Origin of the sequence: Streptomyces afghaniensis (genome assembly GCF_044327915.1) — a bacterium.
GTDB lineage: Bacteria > Actinomycetota > Actinomycetes > Streptomycetales > Streptomycetaceae > Streptomyces > Streptomyces afghaniensis.
The window spans coordinates 532,251-551,114 of record NZ_JBIRGJ010000007.1 but is presented as its reverse complement, the minus strand read 5'-3'; the positions used below and the strand labels follow the sequence as shown (position 1 = coordinate 551,114).

The 18,864-nt window shown below is 71.8% G+C and carries 20 protein-coding genes; 4 read left to right on the top strand and 16 right to left on the bottom strand.

The genetic code is table 11. The features are described from left to right. Positions 1-294: 294 nt before the first annotated feature. Complete coding sequence (locus tag ACH4G3_RS28300) at positions 295-978, bottom strand: RlpA-like double-psi beta-barrel domain-containing protein (protein ID WP_397627145.1); 684 nt, start codon at positions 976-978, stop codon at positions 295-297. Positions 979-1,105: 127 nt separating this feature from the next. Continuing rightward, complete coding sequence (locus tag ACH4G3_RS28295; RefSeq protein ID WP_397627144.1) at positions 1,106-1,465, bottom strand: arsenate reductase family protein; 360 nt, start codon at positions 1,463-1,465, stop codon at positions 1,106-1,108. Positions 1,466-1,665: 200 nt separating this feature from the next. Between ACH4G3_RS28295 and ACH4G3_RS28290 the strand changes: the two genes are divergently transcribed. Next, positions 1,666-1,980, top strand: a complete 315-nt coding sequence (locus tag ACH4G3_RS28290) for a hypothetical protein (protein ID WP_020274434.1) — start codon at positions 1,666-1,668, stop codon at positions 1,978-1,980. A gap of 71 nt (positions 1,981-2,051) precedes the next feature. Here ACH4G3_RS28290 and ACH4G3_RS28285 read toward each other — a convergent pair whose 3' ends face one another. From ACH4G3_RS28285 to glnA, 7 genes are all read right to left on the bottom strand, one after another. Then, entirely contained in the window at positions 2,052-3,248 is a 1,197-nt protein-coding gene (locus tag ACH4G3_RS28285; RefSeq protein WP_397627143.1) for a winged helix DNA-binding domain-containing protein, read from the bottom strand. A gap of 93 nt (positions 3,249-3,341) precedes the next feature. Beyond that, a complete protein-coding gene (locus tag ACH4G3_RS28280; RefSeq protein WP_397627142.1) occupies positions 3,342-4,985 on the bottom strand; it encodes an alpha/beta fold hydrolase in 1,644 nt (547 codons plus the stop codon). A gap of 54 nt (positions 4,986-5,039) precedes the next feature. Continuing rightward, positions 5,040-5,624, bottom strand: coding sequence for a PspA-associated protein PspAB (pspAB, locus tag ACH4G3_RS28275; protein WP_397627141.1), 585 nt, complete (start codon positions 5,622-5,624; stop codon positions 5,040-5,042). Positions 5,625-5,631: 7 nt separating this feature from the next. Further along, entirely contained in the window at positions 5,632-6,549 is a 918-nt protein-coding gene (gene htpX, locus ACH4G3_RS28270) for a zinc metalloprotease HtpX (RefSeq protein WP_397627140.1), read from the bottom strand. Between the two features lie 97 nt (positions 6,550-6,646). Continuing rightward, on the bottom strand, positions 6,647-7,018 hold the full coding sequence (locus ACH4G3_RS28265; RefSeq protein ID WP_397627139.1) for a cupin domain-containing protein: 372 nt from the start codon (positions 7,016-7,018) through the stop codon (positions 6,647-6,649). 49 nt (positions 7,019-7,067) lie between these two features. After that, positions 7,068-7,340 (bottom strand): SCO2583/SCO2584 N-terminal domain-containing protein, encoded by a 273-nt coding sequence (locus ACH4G3_RS28260; RefSeq protein ID WP_397627138.1) that lies wholly within the window; start codon positions 7,338-7,340, stop codon positions 7,068-7,070. Between the two features lie 131 nt (positions 7,341-7,471). Further along, a complete protein-coding gene (gene glnA, locus ACH4G3_RS28255) occupies positions 7,472-8,881 on the bottom strand; it encodes a type I glutamate--ammonia ligase (RefSeq protein ID WP_020274427.1) in 1,410 nt (469 codons plus the stop codon). A gap of 210 nt (positions 8,882-9,091) precedes the next feature. On the opposite strand from glnA, the gene ACH4G3_RS28250 reads away from it, so the two are divergent. Then, entirely contained in the window at positions 9,092-9,559 is a 468-nt protein-coding gene (locus ACH4G3_RS28250) for an RDD family protein (protein WP_010037124.1), read from the top strand. A 76-nt stretch (positions 9,560-9,635) separates the two neighbouring features. Here ACH4G3_RS28250 and ACH4G3_RS28245 read toward each other — a convergent pair whose 3' ends face one another. The 4 genes from ACH4G3_RS28245 to lipB all read right to left on the bottom strand — a co-directional run bounded on the left by ACH4G3_RS28245 (position 9,636) and on the right by lipB (position 12,752). Continuing rightward, positions 9,636-10,340: a DUF4191 domain-containing protein gene (locus ACH4G3_RS28245; protein WP_397621337.1), complete on the bottom strand. Its 705-nt coding sequence runs from the start codon at positions 10,338-10,340 to the stop codon at positions 9,636-9,638. 78 nt (positions 10,341-10,418) lie between these two features. Then, on the bottom strand, positions 10,419-10,631 hold the full coding sequence (locus ACH4G3_RS28240) for an SCO2195 family GlnR-regulated protein (protein WP_397627137.1): 213 nt from the start codon (positions 10,629-10,631) through the stop codon (positions 10,419-10,421). 260 nt (positions 10,632-10,891) lie between these two features. Then, complete coding sequence (gene lipA / locus ACH4G3_RS28235) at positions 10,892-11,857, bottom strand: lipoyl synthase (protein WP_397627136.1); 966 nt, start codon at positions 11,855-11,857, stop codon at positions 10,892-10,894. A gap of 94 nt (positions 11,858-11,951) precedes the next feature. After that, positions 11,952-12,752: a lipoyl(octanoyl) transferase LipB gene (gene lipB, locus ACH4G3_RS28230; protein WP_397627135.1), complete on the bottom strand. Its 801-nt coding sequence runs from the start codon at positions 12,750-12,752 to the stop codon at positions 11,952-11,954. A 238-nt stretch (positions 12,753-12,990) separates the two neighbouring features. Between lipB and ACH4G3_RS28225 the strand changes: the two genes are divergently transcribed. Then, positions 12,991-14,463 carry an NsdA family TPR-like regulatory protein gene (locus ACH4G3_RS28225; protein ID WP_397627134.1) on the top strand — a complete coding sequence of 491 codons (1,473 nt, stop codon included), beginning with the start codon at positions 12,991-12,993 and terminating at the stop codon, positions 14,461-14,463. A gap of 63 nt (positions 14,464-14,526) precedes the next feature. Here the strand turns inward: ACH4G3_RS28225 and ACH4G3_RS28220 are convergent, their stop codons facing one another. Next, a complete protein-coding gene (locus tag ACH4G3_RS28220; protein ID WP_397627133.1) occupies positions 14,527-15,930 on the bottom strand; it encodes an NAD(P)/FAD-dependent oxidoreductase in 1,404 nt (467 codons plus the stop codon). Positions 15,931-16,179: 249 nt separating this feature from the next. Further along, the gene (locus ACH4G3_RS28215) at positions 16,180-17,082 is read right to left on the bottom strand and encodes a TIGR01777 family oxidoreductase (RefSeq protein WP_397627132.1); all 903 of its coding nucleotides are present in this window, start codon (positions 17,080-17,082) and stop codon (positions 16,180-16,182) included. Positions 17,083-17,152: 70 nt separating this feature from the next. Between ACH4G3_RS28215 and ACH4G3_RS28210 the strand changes: the two genes are divergently transcribed. Next, positions 17,153-17,650 (top strand): GNAT family N-acetyltransferase, encoded by a 498-nt coding sequence (locus tag ACH4G3_RS28210; RefSeq protein ID WP_397627131.1) that lies wholly within the window; start codon positions 17,153-17,155, stop codon positions 17,648-17,650. Positions 17,651-17,665: 15 nt separating this feature from the next. On the opposite strand, the gene ACH4G3_RS28205 is transcribed toward ACH4G3_RS28210, so the two are convergent. After that, on the bottom strand, positions 17,666-18,850 hold the full coding sequence (locus ACH4G3_RS28205) for a MarP family serine protease (RefSeq protein WP_397627130.1): 1,185 nt from the start codon (positions 18,848-18,850) through the stop codon (positions 17,666-17,668). Between the last annotated feature and the right edge of the window lie 14 nt (positions 18,851-18,864).

The following is an 18,864-nucleotide window of genomic DNA, read 5'->3' as shown; positions in this document are numbered from 1 at the left end:
CGCGTCAATGCCCGGCAGCCTGTCAACAGGCGATTTCCCGGCCATTGCTCGAATGTGAACCCCGTGTTACCTGGTGCCGCTGTGCCGCACCTCACGGTGTGAGGGCGTTTGGTCGCGGGGCAGGAGCCGGTCACCGGCTTCCCTCCGTCAAGCCGGTGACCGGCGCCGCGTGTCCCACAGCGCGCCGGTCCTGCCGCTCCTGGCCGGGAGCGGCAGGACCGCTGACACGTACGAGGAGACGGCCGAGGGGGAGGCCGCCGCCTCAGCGACTCACTCGTCCTCGTCCGTCCGGCGTCACCCCACCTTCTCGATCACGGCCCGGCGGATCAGGAACTTGCCGGGCTCACGGACCTGTTCGAAAGCCGCGTTGTTCAGCAGCACACAGCTGCCGGAGACCGAAGTGACCTCCACCGTCGTGGACTTGTTGTTGTCCAGGTTGGTGACCTTCAGCTTCGTGCCGGCCGGGAACTGGTTGCTGGACGCGGCGGGCGCACCGTCCTCGCCGGAGAGCGTGACGGTGGAGCCGTTGCACACCTGCTGCCCGGAGGCGGCAGCGCCACCACCGGGGTTCGCCGCGGGGGCGGACTCAGCGGGCTGAGCGGACTCAGCGGGCTGTGCGGACTCAGCGGGCTGCGCCGGCTGCTCGGGCTGCGCGGCCTGGGAGTCCTGAGCCGACTCCCCCACCACGCACCCCGACGCCTCCTGCTTCCGCTTGATCTCCGCGACGACCGCCTCGCGGTTGGCGATCCGCGCCTCGGACTGCGCGTCCGGGTTGGCCCGCTGGTCCGCGATGAACCTCTGGTTGTTGCCGAGGGCGGTGGCGAGGCCCTGGCAGACCGCCGACTCCGCCGCCGACTTGGGGGACTGCGCGGCGTTCGACGTACTCGCCATGACGAAGGCCCCGCCTCCCGCCACGGTCGCCGCGCTCACCAGCAGCGCGATCTTCTTCTTCGTACCGAGCGTTCTCCTACGCGACATGCGCGCCTCCTGAAGAGATAGGGGAGCGTACGCCGCTATGTACGAGATACCGAACGAGGTTACTCAGCGGTTACAGGAGTCACTGAAGTAACCTCCGTCACACGAGAAGGAGATCTCCAGGGGGCCTCTAACGGGACATGGCGTCCCGTACGGCCTCGTCGGTGCGCGCGACCACCGCCGTACCGTCGTCCGCCGTGATGATCGGCCGCTGGATCAGCTTGGGATGCTCGGCGAGGGCCTTGATCCACTGCTCCCGCGAACCCGCGTCCCTGTCCCACTCCTTGACGCCGAGTTCCTTGGCGGCGTCCTCCTGGGTGCGGGTGATGTCCCAGGGCTCCAGCCCGAGCCGGTCCAGCACGCCCCGGATCTCGTCCTCGCTCGGCACGTCCTCCAGATAGCGGCGGACGGTGTAGTCGGCGCCTTCGGCGTCGAGCAGCTTCACGGCACTGCGGCACTTCGAACAGGCCGGGTTGATCCAGATCTCCATGGGGCTACGGTACGCCCTCGTGACGCCGGGGAGAGTGGGCCCGAAACCCGTTCTCCACTTGTGTCACCGCACCCCCGAAAGCCCTTGTGGCCAGGGCCTTTTGTCAGTGGTGGGCAGTAGAATAGAAGCAGTGTTCGAGGGTGGCGCCGGGATCGCCGAGGAGTCCGGAGTGCCGCCCTCACCGCGACAGGAGGATGCCTGTGCCCGCTGCCGCACTCAAGCCGAAGCCGCTGCCCACCCAGTCCACCGCGAAGCGCCCCGTCCTGCTCGACCTGCCGTACGCGCCCCTGGAGAAGCGGCCGCTGCCGCCGGGCCGGCCGCGCGAGTGGTACGTCATGCACAACCGTCGTCTCAAGGCGATGCGCCTCGCCATCGCCCTGCTCGACTCCGGCGTCCACACGCCGAACCAGGCCCGCAACGAGACCATCCGCGACACGGCGGAACTGATCGGCGTCCACCCGCCGTCGGACACGACGTGCCACATGGTGAGGGCGTTCATGCGCTACTCGCGCTGAGCCGCCTGACCTGAACAGAGCTGAACCGAGCGCCGGGTGCCCGTTCTCCAGGGCACCCGGCGTCGGGGTTCTCAAACGTCCTGCCCCGCCGCCAGCTCCTTCTCCAGCGGCGTCCGGAAGCGCGGCGTGATCCTGGTCGTCCCCACCCACCCGCTCAGCCGCTCCGCTTCCTTCTCGATCGCCGCGAGCGCCTCCCGGCCCACCCCCTCCTCGTCGAGGATCCGCCAGACGATCTCCCCGCCGGGCCGCTGGGCCCACCCGCCGACCACGCGTCCGTTCCACCACACCGTCGGCCCGACGTTCCCGCTGCGGTCGAACAGCCGGGGCCGCAGCTCCGGCGCGAGATACCAGTCGCGCTGCTGCCACCCCATCGCCGTCGGGTCGAGGCCGGGAAGCAGCGCCGCCCAGGGCTCGCCGGGCTCGGCCACCTCGTCGAGATCGCCGTCGGTCACCCAACCCGTGCCCTCGTCCAGCGACACCGGCCGCGCCCCGAGCGCGGCCAGTGCCGTGCGGACCTCCGTCACGCGCCATCCCGTCCACCACTTCAGATCGGCCTCGGTCGCCGGACCGCACGCGGCGAGCCACTCCCGCAGCAGCTCCGCCTGGGCCTGCGCCGGCTCCAGTTCGGGATGCTCGGGCGCGAGCGCCCAGCGGAACTGGCTGGACGTCCAGGAGCCGAGCGGCCGCCCGCGTACGACCTTCCCCTCGACGCCCAGCACCCTCAGCAGCCGGGTCGAGACCGTGTGCAGACCCTCGTACTTCTTGCCGGCCGCGTACACGAACTGCTCCCGCAAGCGCGGCTCGTCCTGGGCGAGTTCGGCGGCCGTGGCCTGCCCGCGCCGGGCGAGTGCCGCCAGCGCCGACTCCTCGACCTCCGTCAGCCAGGCCGCGTCCGGAGCTCCGGCCGCCGCCATGTCCCTGAGCAGCGCGGTCCGCTCCCGGGCGGCGACCGCCAGCCCGGTCGAGGCGTGCACGACGGCGGTCAGAGCCGTGGGGAACACGAACACCGTGTGCCGCATGCCGTGCATCCGCACCAGGGAACGGTCGTCGTACAGCGCGCGCCCGGTCTCGGCCACCGTCTCCGAGGGATCCGCGAGCCGCGCGCCCACGGCCAGATACACCGTCGCCGGGTCCGTACCGTGCAGGGCGACGAGCGAACCGGCGACCTCCTCGGGCGTCCCCGCCCGCGCCTGCCCCGCCAGCCGCTGCCGCAGCGCGAGCCGGGCCCGCCGCTCCGCCACCCCGATGTACCGCTGCGCCTCGCCCATACCGGCCTCCTCCCGTCACGTCCCTGCGACCCGACCGCATCATCGCGAACACCACTGACAATCGGCCGTCGCCCGCACACCGGCTGCCACCTCTCAGGCGTACCGCTCCAACAGGCCCGCCACATACGCCTCCAGCCGCCCGCCCAGCACCTGGGGCGTCAGATCCGTCCGGCCCAGCTCCCGCCACGGGCCCGCCAGCTTCGCCGCGTCGGGGGCGTAGGCCAGGGCGTCGAGCAGCCGCCAGTACAGGTGGTCCGGGCCGTCGGCGAGCCGGTGGCCGCCGTGCGCCTCGTAGCGCTCCCGGAAACCGAGGCCGTACTTCGGGCCGTGCAGCAGCGCGAGGGCCGTCGAGCAGTGGGCGACGTCCAGGTCGGCGGGGCCCCACGAGGTCTCCACCCAGTCGACGACACCGCTGATCCGCAGGCCGGCCCCCGAGCCGGTGAACAGCACGTTCCCCGGGTGGAAGTCGCGGTGCAGGAAGCAGCCCTCGTACGGCGGCGGGTCGCGGCGGAGCACGTCCACCGCTCGTTCCCACAACGCACCCTCGGGTGCGAGCACCCGGTCCGGGGACGTCCACGCCTGGTACGGCCGCGGGCGCTCCTCGGGGACGACCCGGTGGATCCGGGCCAGCTGGGCCGCCAGCAGGTCCACCCGCGGGTCCAGGTCGTCCTCCTCGTCCACCCGGACCCGCCCCGGCAGCACGGACATCAGCAGGGACGGGTGGTCGCACTGCTCGGCGGTCGCGTCCACGCCGGTCAGCCCGGGTGCCGGCACGCCCTCCTGCCCGGCCAGCAGAGTGAGCACCTCCGCCTCGCGGGCGAGCAGCCCCGGGGCGTGCCGCCGGAAGAAGGGCTTCACGAAGGTCCGCAGGGCGAGTGCGGTGCCGTCGTCGAGGGTGAGCCGCCGCATCTGGGCGCTCCAGCCGCCCGTGAGGAAAGTGGACTTGTCGACCGTACGGCCGTCCGGGAGCTGTTTGGCCACCCACGCGCGGGTCGCCGTCCAGCCCTGGTCGCCGAGCCCGGTCAGAACGGCGGTGACGAACTCCCGCAGGTCGCCGGGGTGGTCGCGGAACCACCGGCCCAACCGGTGCTCCGCCTGGGGGAGTTCCCAGTGGGTGAACTGGGCGCGCCGGGCCAGCGCCGCCGAGACGGCCTCCGTCACTGCGGGTGGGATGACCTCGTCCGTGCCCGGCACCGCGAGCACCGCCCGCCCCTCGTACCCGCCCAGGACGTCGAGCGCGGGCGACTCCCGCCAGCTTCCGGGCCGTCGGATGATCTCGCTGAACCGCCCGTCGCCCGTGCCGAACGGCACGTCCCACGCCTGCGCCGCGTAGACCGCCGGCGCGCACAGCCCCAGTGCCGCCACCCGGTCCCCGTAGTGACGGGCGAGATCGGCCACCGTCTGGCCGCTCATGCTGAAGCCGGCGAGGATCAGCGGCCCGCCCACGCGCGCGCGGGCGTCGATGACGGACACGGCCTGCTCGAAGCGGCGGCGCAGGCTCAGCTCCCGCAGCAGGCCGGTGCTCTCCCCGTGCCCGGAGAAGTCGAAGGCGAGGGCGTGGCAGCCGCGGGCGGCGAACTCCTCCAGCAGGGGCACCAGCCGGTCCTTGCCGCCGTTGCCCGCGCCGTGCAGCAGTACGGCGGTCGCCCGGGCCGGCTCACCCGGGCCGGGTCCGCCGGACAGCCCGCTGAGTCGTTCACCGTCGACGGTGTGCGTGAAGGGGATCAGCTCACTCATACGGCCATTCACTCACGCGCCCGGGCCGGGTGACGGGCGGTCGCACCGGGACGGTCACAGACCCGGCGCGCCCCACACCGGGAACCAGCGGCTCAGGTCCTGCTCGATCGGCAGGTCCTCGGCGAGCGCCGCCCGCACCTGGAGTTCCAGCGCGTTGTCACGCCGCTGCGTCTCTCCGGGCACGGGTGCGAACGGGTAGAAGGTGCCGCGCTTGTAGAGGTAGACCAGGCCCAGCGGCCGACCCGACCGGTCCCGGAACCCGGCCAGGGAGCACAGGAGTTGGGGGCCGAAGCCGTTGACCTCCATCTGGCTGTTCACGGCGTGCAGGTCCGTCACGAGCGGGGCCAGCTGGTCGGGGGCGCGGTGCGAGACCAGCCAGGAGTAGCCGTAGTCGTCCTGCCGCAGTTCCACCGGCGGGCCGTCGCGGTCGGTGTCCGCGTCCAGCAGCGCCTGCACCTCGCGGTGGGTCTGCTCGAAGGCCGCGCCCTCGACCGTGGCGAAGCACACCGCGCCCTGCCCGGTCGGGGTGAAGCCCGCCGCGGCCTCCAGCGTCACGGCCGCCGACGGCAGCGCGAAGAGCCGGTCGAGGTCCGGCGCGACCGGCTTCGTGCGGCCGAGCAGGATGTCCAGCAGCCCCATGCCCCGCTCACACCCCTCCGGGTGCCGTCGCCTCGCCCAGCTCGGCGGAGATCCGGCCGAGCTGGTCGAGCCGCTGCTCCAGGCTCGGGTGGGTCGAGAAGAGCCGCGCGACACCGGGCTCGCGGCCCAGCGCCGGCGTGAAGTAGAAGGCGTTGAACGCCTGTGCCGTGCGCAGGTCCTTCGTCGGGATGCGGGCGATGTCGCCCGACACCTTGGTGAGGGCGGAGGCCAGCGCGGAGGGCCGGCCGGTGAGCAGCGCCGCCGCACGGTCCGCGGCCAGTTCCCGGTACCGGGACAGGGACCTGATCAGCAGGAAGCTCAGGGCGTACACGGCCGCCGACACGCCCATCACCGCGGCGAAGACCACCGCCGTGTTCTGGTCCCGCCGGCCCCCGCCGAACAGCTGCGAGTAGAAGGCGAACCGCACGATCAGCCCGGCGAGCACACCGAGGAACGAGGCGACCGTGATCACGGCGACGTCCTTGTGTGCCACATGCGACAGCTCGTGCGCGAGCACGCCCTCCAGCTCGGCCGGCTCCAAGCGCCTGAGCAGCCCGGTCGTCACACAGACCACGGCATGGTCGGGATTCCGCCCCGTCGCGAACGCGTTGGGCATGTCCATATCGGACACGGCCACCACCGGCACCGGCATGTCCGCGATGGCGCACAGCCGGTCCACCACACCGTGCAGCTCGGGAAACTCCTCCCGCTCCACGACCCGCCCGCGCATCGCGAACAGCGCGACCCGGTCCGAGAACCAGTACTGCGCCCCGAGCACCGCCGCCGCGACCACCACGACCAGCACCCACGACTTCAGCAGCACGATCAACGCCGCGACGAACCCCACGTACACCAGCCCGAGCAGGAACAGCGTGACCCCCATACGGGTGGTCAACCGCCGGTCGCTCCGGAAGCGGCTGTGCATCTGCATCACCCCGCAGTCAGGCACTCGTCCCACTGCCAGTGTGCACCCGCACCGGCCCATGAACGGGTCGCGATCACCCCCAGGCCCGGCAAAGGCGTCAGCCGCCCGCGGCCACCGCGTACCCGGGCACGGACGGCCACCGGACCGTCAGCACGACCGACTCCTCCTCGGCGAACCAGGAGTGATCGACCCCGCGCCCCCACACGACGTAGTCGCCCTGGCGCTCCAGCAGGACAGTGCGGCCGGGAAGTTCCACCCGGAAGCGCCCGCTGATGAGAACCAGCAGCGCGGTCCGCTCCTCACCCCGCACCCACTGCGACCGCTCGTCGCCGGCCGGGTGGACACCCCACTTGATCTCGACGGCCTCGCTGTGACGCGGATCGCCGACGTCCTTGAAGTACCCGAGGAGCCACCCCCGGTCCAGCGCAGCGTCCTCGCCGGCGTTGCCCACGTACACACCGTCATCCACGCGGCGGGACGCTAGCACCCGCGTCGACGGCCCCCTAGTACGGCGCCCGCTAGTACGGCGCCCGGAAGTTGAGGTACCCGAGCAGGACGATCACCGCGGCCACGCAGCCGAGCACCACGGCCGTCGACACCCACGACGAGCGGGACCCGCGCCCGCGCGACCTGTGCTCTGGCTCGGGGCGGAAGGGCACGGGCCCGGGCGGGTTGTGCTTCCAGCGCGCGGCGAGCATACGGGCCCGCGCCGAGGGCTCCTTGTGCTCGGCGCTGTCCGCCCATCTGAGGTCGAACTCGCGCTCCTGGCCGTCCTGTTCGTGCTCGGGCATCTCCTGCTCCACCCCCGTGAGGTCCTGACAGCAGAATAGAACACACGACCGCGCCTGCGCCGCCCGTACGGGCGGCGCAGGCGCGGTCGTGATGCCTCGATCAGGCCCCGATCACACGGATCGGGTGTCGATCACACGTCGAAGTACAGCTCGAACTCGTGCGGGTGCGGACGCAGCTGCAGCGGCGCGATCTCGTTCGTGCGCTTGTAGTCGATCCACGTCTCGATCAGGTCCGGCGTGAACACGTCGCCCTGGAGGAGGAACTCGTGGTCGGCCTCGAGGGAGTCGAGGACGGCCGGGAGCGAGGTCGGGACCTGCGGGACGCCCGCGTGCTCCTCGGGAGCCAGCTCGTAGAGGTCCTTGTCGATCGGCTCGGCCGGCTCGATCTTGTTCTTGATGCCGTCCAGGCCGGCGAGCAGCAGCGCCGAGAACGCCAGGTACGGGTTGCCGGAGGAGTCGGGCGCGCGGAACTCGACGCGCTTGGCCTTCGGGTTCGAGCCCGTGATCGGGATACGCATGGCCGCGGAGCGGTTGCGCTGCGAGTAGACCAGGTTCACCGGCGCCTCGAAGCCCGGGACCAGGCGGTGGTACGAGTTCACCGTCGGGTTGGTGAAGGCCAGCAGCGACGGGGCGTGCTTGAGGATGCCGCCGATGTAGTAGCGGGCGGTGTCCGACAGGCCCGCGTAACCGGCCTCGTCGTAGAACAGCGGGGAGCCGCCCGACCACAGGGACTGGTGGACGTGCATGCCCGAGCCGTTGTCACCGAAGATCGGCTTCGGCATGAAGGTCGCCGTCTTGCCGTTCTTCCACGCCACGTTCTTCACGATGTACTTGAAGAGCTGGAGGTCGTCGGCAGCGGCGAGCAGCGTGTTGAACTTGTAGTTGATCTCGGCCTGGCCGGCGGTGCCCACCTCGTGGTGCTGGCGCTCGACCTGCAGGCCGGCCCGGTTCAGCTCCAGGGAGATCTCGGCGCGCAGGTCGGCGAAGTGGTCGACCGGCGGGACCGGGAAGTAGCCGCCCTTGTAGCGGACCTTGTAACCACGGTTGTCCTCGACGGCACCGGTGTTCCAGGCGCCGGCCTCGGAGTCGATGTGGTAGAAGGACTCGTTCGCGCTGGTCGCGAAGCGGACGGAGTCGAAGACGTAGAACTCGGCCTCGGGGCCGAAGTACGCGGTGTCGGCGATACCGGTGGACGCGAGGTAGGCCTCGGCCTTCTTTGCCACGTTGCGCGGGTCACGGGAGTACTGCTCGCCCGTGATCGGGTCGTGGATGAAGAAGTTGATGTTCAGCGTCTTGTCACGGCGGAACGGGTCGACCCGGGCGGTCGACAGGTCCGCGCGCAGCGCCATGTCGGACTCGTGGATGGCCTGGAAGCCGCGGATGGACGAGCCGTCGAAGGCCAGCTCCTCGTCCGCGTCGAACGCCTCAGCAGGCACCGTGAAGTGCTGCATCACGCCCGGCAGGTCGCAGAAGCGGACGTCGATGAACTTGACGTCCTCGTCCGCGATGAACTTCTTGGCCTCGTCGGCGTTCTGGAACATCCAGCTCCTCCTACTCCCGACCGTCCCGCCGGGGTGGTAGTTCGTTCGTGCGGCCAGTGCGGGTGGCACACGCTGACCTCGACCCTAGGGACGGGTGGTTTCTCGGGCGTGACTCATTTGTTTCGCACAAGTTAACCGGCCCGGCTTCCACCCTAGCCCCGACGCACCCCGGCGTGCCCTGGTCATTTCCGGGCGCAGTACCGTGGACGGGTGGACAACAGGCAAGCACTCGGATCGTGGCTTTCCGGGCCCCGCGCGGCGGCGGAAGAGGCCGGTGTCGACTTCGGATACCGGGGTGAACAGCTCGGTCTGCCCGAGGAGGGACCCGGCTCGATCGCCCGACCGGGGCGGCGGCTCGGCGCCCTCGCCGTGGACTGGGGCCTGAGCCTCCTGATCGCATACGGTCTCATCACCCAGAGCTACAACGAAGCGGCCCAGATCTGGGCGCCGCTCATCATGTTCGCCCTGATGGTCCTCACGGTCGGTACCGTCGGCTTCACGCCGGGCAAGCGGCTCCTCGGCCTGCGGGTGCTCGCCCTGGACACCGGCCGGGTCAGTCCCTGGCGGGCCGTGCTGCGCACGGTCCTGCTCTTCCTCGCGATCCCCGCCCTGATCTGGGACCGCGACGGCCGGGGCCTGCACGACCGGCTGGCGGGCACGGTCGAGGTCCGCATCTGACCCGGACGAACGGACATGGAAGAAGGGGCGCCCGGACTGGTCCGGGCGCCCCTTCGGGTGTCTCGTGAGGGTGCGGTCAGCGCGCCTTCGGCCCGCCGCCCCGCGGCATCCGCATGCCCTTCGGCATCGGCCCCTTCGGCAGCGGCATGTTGCTCATCAGGTCGCCCAGGGCGCGCAGCCGGTCGTTGGTGGCGGTGACCTGCGGGCCGGTCAGCACGCGCGGCAGCTTCAGCATGGTCGTGCGCAGCTTCTTCAGCTCGACCTGGCCCTCGCCCGTGCCCACCACCAGGTCGTGCACCGGGACGTCCGCGACGATGCGGTTCATCTTCTTCTTCTCGGCGGCGAGCAGGGACTTCACCCGGTTCGGGTTGCCCTCGGCGACCAGGACGATGCCGGCCTTGCCGACCGCGCGGTGCACCACGTCCTGGTTGCGGTTCATCGCCACCGCGGGGGTCGTCGTCCACCCCCGGCCGACGTTGTCGAGCACCGCCGCCGCGGCACCGGGCTGGCCCTCCATCTGCCCGAAGGCGGCCCGCTCGGCCCGGCGCCCGAACACGATCGCCGACGCGAGGAAGGCGAGCAGGAGGCCCAGGATGCCGAGATAGATGGGGTGACCGATCAAGAAACCGATCGCGAGGAAGACACCGAAGGTGACGATTCCGACTGCCGCGAGTACAAGACCGATCTTCTTGTCGGCCTTGCGGGTCATCTTGTAGGTCAGGGCGATCTGCTTCAGTCGCCCGGGGTTCGCAGCGTCCGCTGCAGGTTCCTTCCTCGCCATGCCACGAAGTCTACGTGGCCCCACAAGCGCCTACGACGGCAGTGTCCGCCGGGCGACCCGCGGGGGAGGGGAGCGGGCTCAGGGGCGGGCGGAGAGGGACCGGGAGACGGACTGCTCGAGGACGCGCTGCGCCTCGACCCGGTCCTTGGCGCGGCGGCGGTCCTCCAGCACGGAGGTCCAGGCGTTACGGCGGGCGGTGCGCTGACCGCTGCTCAGCAGCAGCGACTCGACGGCACGCAGGGCGGTGGTGAAGGACGGAATCGCGGTGGCGCGAACGGGCGCGGCCTGCATGGGTCAGGTCCCCCCTCGGGAGCGGTGTACGTGCTGTGAGTTCAGCGTCACTGATTGGTGTTACCAGGGCGTGTCCGACCGGTCAAACACCCATGAAGCCCCGGCGTGGATCCGTGGAACGCCGACGCGGCCCTGACATACGCCCTCATCTGCGAGGACGGTCAGGACCGCGTCATATCGGTCACTACCGGCGGGTAGTTTCTTGTGCGCGAATTCACACGCTTGTCTCGCCCTTTGGCGGGAAGGGCGGTGACGGTTCGTCAGACGGCCTGGGCCGCGATGCGCGCGTCCCGCTGCTCCATGGCCATCCGGTAGAGCCGCCCGGCACGGTACGAGGACCGCACCAGCGGGCCCGACATCACACCGGAGAAGCCGATCTGCTCGGCCTCCTGCTGCAGCTCCACGAACTCGTGCGGCTTGACCCAGCGCTCCACCGGGTGGTGGCGCACGGAGGGCCGCAGGTACTGCGTGATGGTGACCAGCTCGCAGCCCGCGTCGTGCAGCTGCTTCAGCGCCTCGCTGACCTCCTCGCGGGTCTCGCCCATGCCGAGGATGAGGTTCGACTTGGTGACGAGGCCGTAGTCGCGGGCCTCGGTGATGACCTTCAGGGAGCGCTCGTAGCGGAAGCCGGGGCGGATCCGCTTGAAGATCCGCGGGACGGTCTCGACGTTGTGCGCGAAGACCTCGGGGCGGGAGGAGAAGACCTCCTCCAGCTGCTCCGGGACGGCGTTGAAGTCGGGCGCGAGCAGCTCGACCTTCGTCCGGCCGGCCTCGCGGCCCGCCGTCTGCTCGTGGATCTGGCGGACCGTCTCGGCGTACAGCCAGGCGCCGCCGTCCTCCAGGTCGTCGCGGGCGACGCCGGTGATCGTGGCGTAGTTCAGGTCCATGGTGACCACGGACTCGCCCACGCGGCGGGGCTCGTCGCGGTCGAGCGCCTCGGGCTTGCCGGTGTCGATCTGGCAGAAGTCACAGCGCCGCGTGCACTGGTCGCCGCCGATGAGGAAGGTGGCCTCGCGGTCCTCCCAGCACTCGTAGATGTTGGGGCAGCCGGCTTCCTGGCAGACCGTGTGCAGGCCCTCGCTCTTCACGAGGTTCTGCATCTTGGTGTACTCGGGACCCATTTTCGCCCGGGTCTTGATCCACTCGGGCTTGCGCTCGATGGGGGTCTGGCTGTTGCGGACCTCCAGGCGCAGCATCTTGCGTCCGTCGGGTGCGACTGCGGACACGACCGGCTCCCTAGCGATTGATTCTTCGGCGCCCTCAAGGGTACGCCCGTTGATTTGAATGCCTGTGTGGGTGCCAGCCCCTCCACAGCCCGATTTATGCCGCCGGCGCCTTCTCGATCTCCCGCGGCTTCAGCTCGGCGTTCTCCAGGACGTCCCGCAGGTGCCGTTCGACGACCGGCAGGACCTCCTCGATCGTCACGTCGCGGCCCAGTTCGTTCGCCAGGGAGGCGACCCCCGCGTCACGGATGCCGCACGGGATGATCCGGTCGAACCACTTGTTGTCCGGGTTCACGTTGAGCGCGAAGCCGTGCATGGTGACGCCCTTGGCCACCCGGATGCCGATCGCGGCGATCTTGCGGTCCTCACGGCGCTGGCCCGCGTTGGAGGGCGCGTACTCCGGCCCGTTCATCCGCGGGTCGAACTCCTCGTCGTGCAGACGCGGGTCGAAGTCCAGGGCCAGCCCGCCGAGCGCGGGGCGCCGCTCGACCGGGTCGCCGAGCACCCACACCCCGCTGCGGCCCTCGACCCGGGTGGTCTCCAGGCCGAACTCCGCGCAGGTGCGGATCAGGGCCTCTTCGAGGCGGCGCACGTGCGCCACGACGTCCACCGGGCGCGGGAGCTTCTGGATCGGGTAGCCCACCAGCTGGCCGGGGCCGTGCCAGGTGATCTTGCCGCCGCGGTCCACGTCGATGACCGGCGTGCCGTCGAGGGGCCGCTCGTTGTCCGCCGTGCGCCGTCCCGCCGTGTAGACCGGGGGGTGCTCCAGGAGCAGCACGGTGTCGGGGACCTCGTCGGCGAAGCGCGCCGCGTGCACCCGGCGCTGTTCGTCCCACGCCTCCTGGTACTCGACGGCCTCGTCACCGAACCCCATGCGGACGAACCGCAACTCACTCACGGCAAGCGCCTCCCTAGGACGGGTGTGTCAGGCACGTATCGCGCCCCAGCCACTGTACGTCCGGCCCGGACACGTCAGTCCTGGGGTCAATCCTCACACGATCGGATGAATGTCCGCGAAAATGTGTGATGGGGTGTTTACTCTCCGCTACATTCGCGCCGTCCAGCAAGCCATAAGGCCTGCTCACAGGCAATCCGGCAGATCACCCACACCGGAAGGCAGGAGACCGCACCGCACCATGACGGAACGACCCGCGCAGCGCACCCCCAACCGACAGCTCGCCGCGCTCATCGCAGAAGCGGGGTTCTCCAACGCGGGTCTCGCCCGTCGCGTGGACCAGCTCGGTCTCGAACACGGGCTCGATCTGAGATACGACAAGACATCCGTCACCCGGTGGCTGCGCGGTCAGCAGCCCAGGGGCACCACGCCCGCGCTGATCGCCGAGGTCTTCACCCGGCGCCTGGGCCGCCGCCTCACCGCCCAGGACCTCGGCCTGGACGCCTGCGCGCCCGTCTACGCGGGGCTGGAGTTCGCCGCCACCCCCGAGGAGGCCGTCGACATCGTCAGCGGGCTCTGGCGCAAGGACTCCGGCAGCCACGCCGAGCTGCGCAAGATCGCCTTCACGCCCGCCGGGCTCGTCGTGCCGAGCCGGGACTGGCTGATCGGCCGCGCGGACGAGAAGGTGGCCCGGGGCGAGCCGGCCGCCGCACGCATCCCGGCGCAGGGCCGCGTCGCCCTCCGTCCCCCGTCCGAGCAGGGCGTGGCGTCCCTGCCCCGCCAGCGTGGGCAGGCCGAACGCGGACCGGGCCAGAAGGTGACCGCCGGCGACATCGCCGCCCTGCGCTCGGTCGGCGAGCTGTTCCGCACCCTCGACGACGCCTACGGCGGCGGTCACGCCCGCCAGGCCCTCGTGCGCTATCTGGAGCACGAGTGCGAGCCGATGCTGCGCGGCAGCTACGGCGAGCAGACCGGCCGCCGGCTGTTCGCCGCCGCCGCCGACCTGACCCGGCTCGCGGGCTGGACGTCGTACGACATCGCCGCGCACGGACTCGCCCAGCGCTACTTCGTGCAGGCGCTCCGGCTCGCCCAGGCGGCCGGGGACCGGACGTACGGGGCGTACGTGCTGGTCACCATGAGCCGGCAGGCCGTCTACCTCGGGCACGGGCGGGAGGCGGTGCAGCTCGCGCGCGTGGCGCAGCAGGGCGTCGGCACCTCGGCCCCGCCGGTCGTACAGGCGCTGCTGCACTCCTCCGAGGCACGCGGGCACGGCGTGCTCGGCGAGGTGCGGGCCTGCACCGCCGCACTGGTCCGTGCCGAGCGCGCCCTGGAGACGGCCCGGTCCGGGGACGACGTCCCCCACTGGGCCAAGTTCTTCGACGAGGCGCAGCTCGCCGACGAGTTCGGGCACTGCCACCGGGACCTTCAGCAGTTCCGCGCCGCCGCCCAGCACGCGGAACGCTCACTCCAGCTCCGCGCCCCGTCCTACGCCCGCAGCCGCCTGTTCTGCCGCGTCGTCCTCGCCACCGCCCGCCTGGGCCTGGGCGAACTCGACCAGGCCTGCCAGCTCGCGGCGGAGGCCGCCGGCCAGGCCGCCGAGATGCGTTCGGTAAGGGCGGTGGAGTACGTGCGGGACTTCGAGCGGCGACTGGAGCCATACAAGGACGCGGCTCCGGTGCGCACTTACCGCGACAAGGTAGCGGCCCTTGGGTGAGGTTCTTCAGGGGCGCGGGGAACTGCGCGACAAGCCCCCACGCACCCGCACCCGACGCATCACCTAGGCAGCCCTAGGCACAGTCGGCAGCGGATCGGCAACATGCATCGACCGCCCCGCCCCCAAGTCCGCCAGAATCGCCGCCGACGCCCGATGCCCCGAGTGCAGAGCGCCCTGAACCGTACTGGTGTCCCGGTGATCCCCGCACACGTACAGCCCCGCGAGCAACCGCACCGGCCGCCGCAGATCATGCGGCGGCCGCATCGCCGGCACAGCCTCCGCCGTGTGATGCACTGCCAACGTCTCCCACCGCGCCGTCGACACCCCGTACAGCCGCGCCAGATGCATCCGCACAGCCGTGTCGACATCCCCCGGCGGCCGCCCCAGCACCGTCGAGGACACCAGCGCCCGCCCCGCCGGAGCCCGGGACGGATCAACGCGACTGACCACAGCCGTGTGCGCGACCGGCCCGCCCAGGTCCGCGTCGAGCAACAGCGACGCGCCTGTCGCCGGCGGCTCGTCGGTCGTGTGGTGCACCACCGTCACCGGATGGAACTCCGGCACCCGCAACCCGGGCAGCAACTCGGCCGCGACCCTGGCGCCCGTCGCCACCAGCACCGCCCGGCAGCGGATCTCGCCGTGCTCCGCGGTGGTCACCGAGGTCGTGGACACGGACGTGACGCGCACGCCGGTGTGCACGGTGCCCGGCGGCAGCGTGCTCGCCAGCAGCTCCGGCAGGGCCTCGGCGCCGCCCTCCGGCAGACACAGCCGGCCACCCGCGAAGGCGCGCAGCGCGAGGTCCGCGCACCGGCTGGACGTCGTCAGGTCCGGGTCGCACAGCAGGGCGGCGAGCAGCGGACGCAGGAAGCCGTCGATCGTCCGGGCCGGCAGTCCGCGGGCCGCCAGGGCCTCACCGGCGGGCAGCTCGGGGCGGGCCAGCAGCCGTTCGGCCGGTGTGCCCGCCAGCCGGGTCAGGGCGGCACCCAGGCGGGCTTGGTCGACCGCCGTGCCCAGTGGCGCGCCGGACCGGCTCCGGGGCGCGGAGACCTGCCGGCCGGGCACCGCCGGCCTCCTGGGCGGCCTGGGCGCGGACGGGGGCCGGGGAGCATTCGCCAGGGCGCGCACCGCATGCAGCGCGCCCCGTGCGCCCCCTGTGCCTGCCTGGACGCCCGCGCGATGGTGGCGTCCGTCGCCGTGCAGCAGGACCCCGGGCGCGAAGGGGCGCAGCACGAGGGTGCCGAGGCCGGGTGTCAGTCGTAGTTCCGGGTATGCCGTGGACAGCAACTGGCCGATTCTGTCGAGCCGGAAGCCGTCGACCTTCTCCGTCGCCATGCGGCCGCCGACCCCGTGGGCGGCCTCCAGGACCATGGTCGTCACTCCTGCGCTGGTCAGCCGGTGCGCGGCCGAGAGTCCGGCGACCCCGGCCCCCACCACGACCACGTCCGCCTGGTAAGCGGGCTCAAGCACGTGCCCCTCCTCGAGGTTGCGCGGGCGCTGGAGACGTCATGCCCTCAACAGGCCCCAGGGATACGCCAGTTCTGGTCGAGGGTAGGGCCGTGATCGGTCATGGGGAGTCGCGCATCGGCAGGGCACGGTCGCACAGCGGTCGCATACGGACGCCTTGTGGGCATGAAGTGGTCACAGGGGGCTGGAGTGCGGCGCGAGGGGCTGTCTCGGAACGGTCGGTCGGCGGACGGTCGGCGGTCTCGGAGTGCGTCACAACGCTGCCCGGATCGCCCCCTCGATCTCCGGGAAGGCGAACCGGAACCCCGACTCCAGCAGTCGCGTCGGCAGGACCCGGGCGCTGCCGAGCACATCCCCGGCCATCTCGCCGAGCACGGTCCGCAGGACGGGCGTGGGCACCGCGAAGAGCGTCGGGCGGTGCAGCACGCGCCCCATCGCCGCCGTGATCTCACGGTTCGTCAGCGGGTTCGGGGCGGTGAGGTTGAACGGCCCGGACAGGCCGTCGGTGTCCATGAGATGCCGGATCGCGGCGACTTCGTCGTGCAGCGCGATGAACGACCAGTACTGCCGCCCGTCGCCCAGCCGCCCGCCGAGGCCGGCCTGGAACAGCGGGAAGAGCCGCCCCCACGCACCGCCCTCGCGGGACACGACCAGCCCGGTCCGGGTGAACACCGTGCGGACACCGGCCTCCTGGGCGGGGGCTGTCGCGGCCTCCCACTCCACGCACAGCTCGGGCAGGAAGCCCTCGCCCGCCGGCGCGCTCTCGTCGACGGTCCGGTTCCCGGTCTCGCCGTAATAGCCCATGGCGCTGCCGTTCACGAAGACCCGTGGCCGGTCCTTCTCGTCCAGCGAGGCGACCGCGCGGGCGAGCGCCGCCGTGCCGTTCACCCTGCTGTCGCGGATCCGCCGCTTGTAGGCGTCGGTCCAGCGGCGGTTGCCGACCCCCGCACCGGCCAGGTTCACCACCGCTTCGCACCCGGCGAGCCCCGCCGCGTCCACACGCCCGCCCTCGGGGTCCCAGCGGACCTCGTCCGCGGCCCGGGGCGCATGGCGCACCAGGCGCACCACCTCGTGCCCGTCCGCGGCCAGGGACCGCACCAGGGCGCCGCCGATGAGACCGGACGCACCGGCCACTGCGATTCGTGAGCGTTCCATGGGCCCCATCCTGCCTGCCGGCGCAATAAATCCGGCGTACGGCCACAAGCCATCGCCGTAGGGTGACGCCATGCCCGAGTCCCGCGATCTCCGTGTACGCGTCGCCACGCCCGATGACGGCGACGGGCTGGCCCTGCTGGACCGGCTCGCGTGGTCGCACCTGCACGCCGTGGTGCCCGAGCCGCAGCCGCCGTACCCGCCGTTCTTCAGCGAGCGGCACGCCCCCGAGGACTGCCTGGTCGCCGAACTCGGTGACCGCCTGGCGGGCTACATACGTCTCGGCTTCCCGACGCCGGTCGAAGCGAACCGGCACGTCCGGCAGGTCCAGGGCCTCGCCGTCGCGGAGGAGGCGCGCGGCCGGGGCGTGGGGCGGGCGCTGGTCCGGGCCGCCGTGGACGAGGCGCGCCGGCGCGGGGCCCGCCGCCTCACCCTGCGTGTCCTCGGCCACAACACCCCGGCGCGGGGGCTCTACGAGGCCGAGGGATTCGTGGTGGAGGGAGTCCTCCCCGAGGAGTTCCGGCTCGATGGGCGGTACGTGGACGACGTACTGATGGGACGTTTCCTCTGAGCGGTGACAGGACGCCTACGACGCGGCCAGCTCGCCCGTGTCCACCGGCGCCGTCGCGTTCGCCGCGCGCTCGGCGTCGGAGGAGACCTCGGCCGCCGTCAGCACGTAGCCCGTCTCCGCGTCCGAGGTGGAGCGGGCGAAGACCACGCCGAATACCCGGCCGTCCGTGGTGAGGAGCGGGCCGCCGGAGTTGCCGGGGCGGACAGTGGAGCGGATCGAGTAGATCTCGCGGGTGACGGTGCCGTCGTTGTAGATGTTCTGGCCCGTCGCCCGGACCCGGTTCGCGACCGTCGCCGCCTGGAGGTTCAGGTCGCCGTCCTGCGGATAGCCCGCGACGACCGCCGAGTCGCCGCGCTCGGCGTTGTCGTCGAACCGCAGCACGGGCGCCCTGAGCCCCGGCACGTACAGCACGGCCACGTCCTTCTGCGGGTCGAAGAGCACCACCCGCGCCTCGTACGTCCGCCCGACCCCGCCGATCTGCACGGTCGGCTCGTCGATGCCCGCCACCACGTGGGCGTTGGTCATCACGTGCTCCCGCGCGTACACGAACCCGCTGCCCTCGCGGCCCTGGGTGCCCGCGACGCCCTCGACCTTGACCGTGCTCAGCTTGGCGGCGTTCGTGGCGGCCGCCGTGACGCTGTCGCCGGAGGGGGCGGCGACCTCGGCGGTCGACTCGTTCTCGAAGGGGTTGAAGACCTGCGGGAAGCCCGCCTCGGTCAGCGCCGACGTAGCCCGCGAGAACCAGGCGGGGGTGGTCTCCGGCATGGTCTCCTGAACCGCGCCGAGCAGCCGCGAGTCCCGGATCGCCGAGGTGACCAGCGGCGACGAGGACGCGCCCAGGACGCTCGCGGCCACCCACGCCACGATCAGGACCGCGACCGAGTTGGCCACGGCCCCGCCGATCCCGTCCGCCACTCGGAGCGGCCCCCGGTCCAGCTCCCGCCGCAGCCTGAGCGCGAGACGCCCCGCCAGCTCGTGGCCCACCACCGCCGGGAGCAGCACCGTGAAAACCGCCGTCACCGTCGCGCCGGTCGTGCCCGGCGGCACCAGGTCCATCACCCACGGCAGGATCCACACGCCGACGACCGCACCGCCCACGAAGCCCGCCAGCGACACACAGCCGGCCACCAGCCCGCGCCGGTAGCCGGACGCCGCATAGGCCAGGACCACCAGCAACAGCAGGATGTCGAGCAGGTCCACGCAACGCCGCCTTT

Excerpts from the sequence above, each read along its gene's own strand:
- ACH4G3_RS28280 (WP_397627142.1), bottom strand. The coding sequence starts at position 4,985 with ATGAGTGAGCTGATCCCCTTCACGCACACCGTCGACGGTGAACGACTC.
- htpX (WP_397627140.1), bottom strand. The coding sequence starts at position 6,549 with ATGCACAGCCGCTTCCGGAGCGACCGGCGGTTGACCACCCGTATGGGG.
- ACH4G3_RS28210 (WP_397627131.1), top strand. The coding sequence starts at position 17,153 with ATGCCCGAGTCCCGCGATCTCCGTGTACGCGTCGCCACGCCCGATGAC.
- pspAB (WP_397627141.1), bottom strand. The coding sequence starts at position 5,624 with ATGGGGCTGCTGGACATCCTGCTCGGCCGCACGAAGCCGGTCGCGCCG.
- glnA (WP_020274427.1), bottom strand. The coding sequence starts at position 8,881 with ATGTTCCAGAACGCCGACGAGGCCAAGAAGTTCATCGCGGACGAGGAC.
- ACH4G3_RS28245 (WP_397621337.1), bottom strand. The coding sequence starts at position 10,340 with ATGGCGAGGAAGGAACCTGCAGCGGACGCTGCGAACCCCGGGCGACTG.
- ACH4G3_RS28225 (WP_397627134.1), top strand. The coding sequence starts at position 12,991 with ATGACGGAACGACCCGCGCAGCGCACCCCCAACCGACAGCTCGCCGCG.
- ACH4G3_RS28215 (WP_397627132.1), bottom strand. The coding sequence starts at position 17,082 with ATGGAACGCTCACGAATCGCAGTGGCCGGTGCGTCCGGTCTCATCGGC.
- ACH4G3_RS28300 (WP_397627145.1), bottom strand. The coding sequence starts at position 978 with ATGTCGCGTAGGAGAACGCTCGGTACGAAGAAGAAGATCGCGCTGCTG.
- ACH4G3_RS28260 (WP_397627138.1), bottom strand. The coding sequence starts at position 7,340 with ATGCCCGAGCACGAACAGGACGGCCAGGAGCGCGAGTTCGACCTCAGA.
- ACH4G3_RS28240 (WP_397627137.1), bottom strand. The coding sequence starts at position 10,631 with ATGCAGGCCGCGCCCGTTCGCGCCACCGCGATTCCGTCCTTCACCACC.
- ACH4G3_RS28285 (WP_397627143.1), bottom strand. The coding sequence starts at position 3,248 with ATGGGCGAGGCGCAGCGGTACATCGGGGTGGCGGAGCGGCGGGCCCGG.
- ACH4G3_RS28295 (WP_397627144.1), bottom strand. The coding sequence starts at position 1,465 with ATGGAGATCTGGATCAACCCGGCCTGTTCGAAGTGCCGCAGTGCCGTG.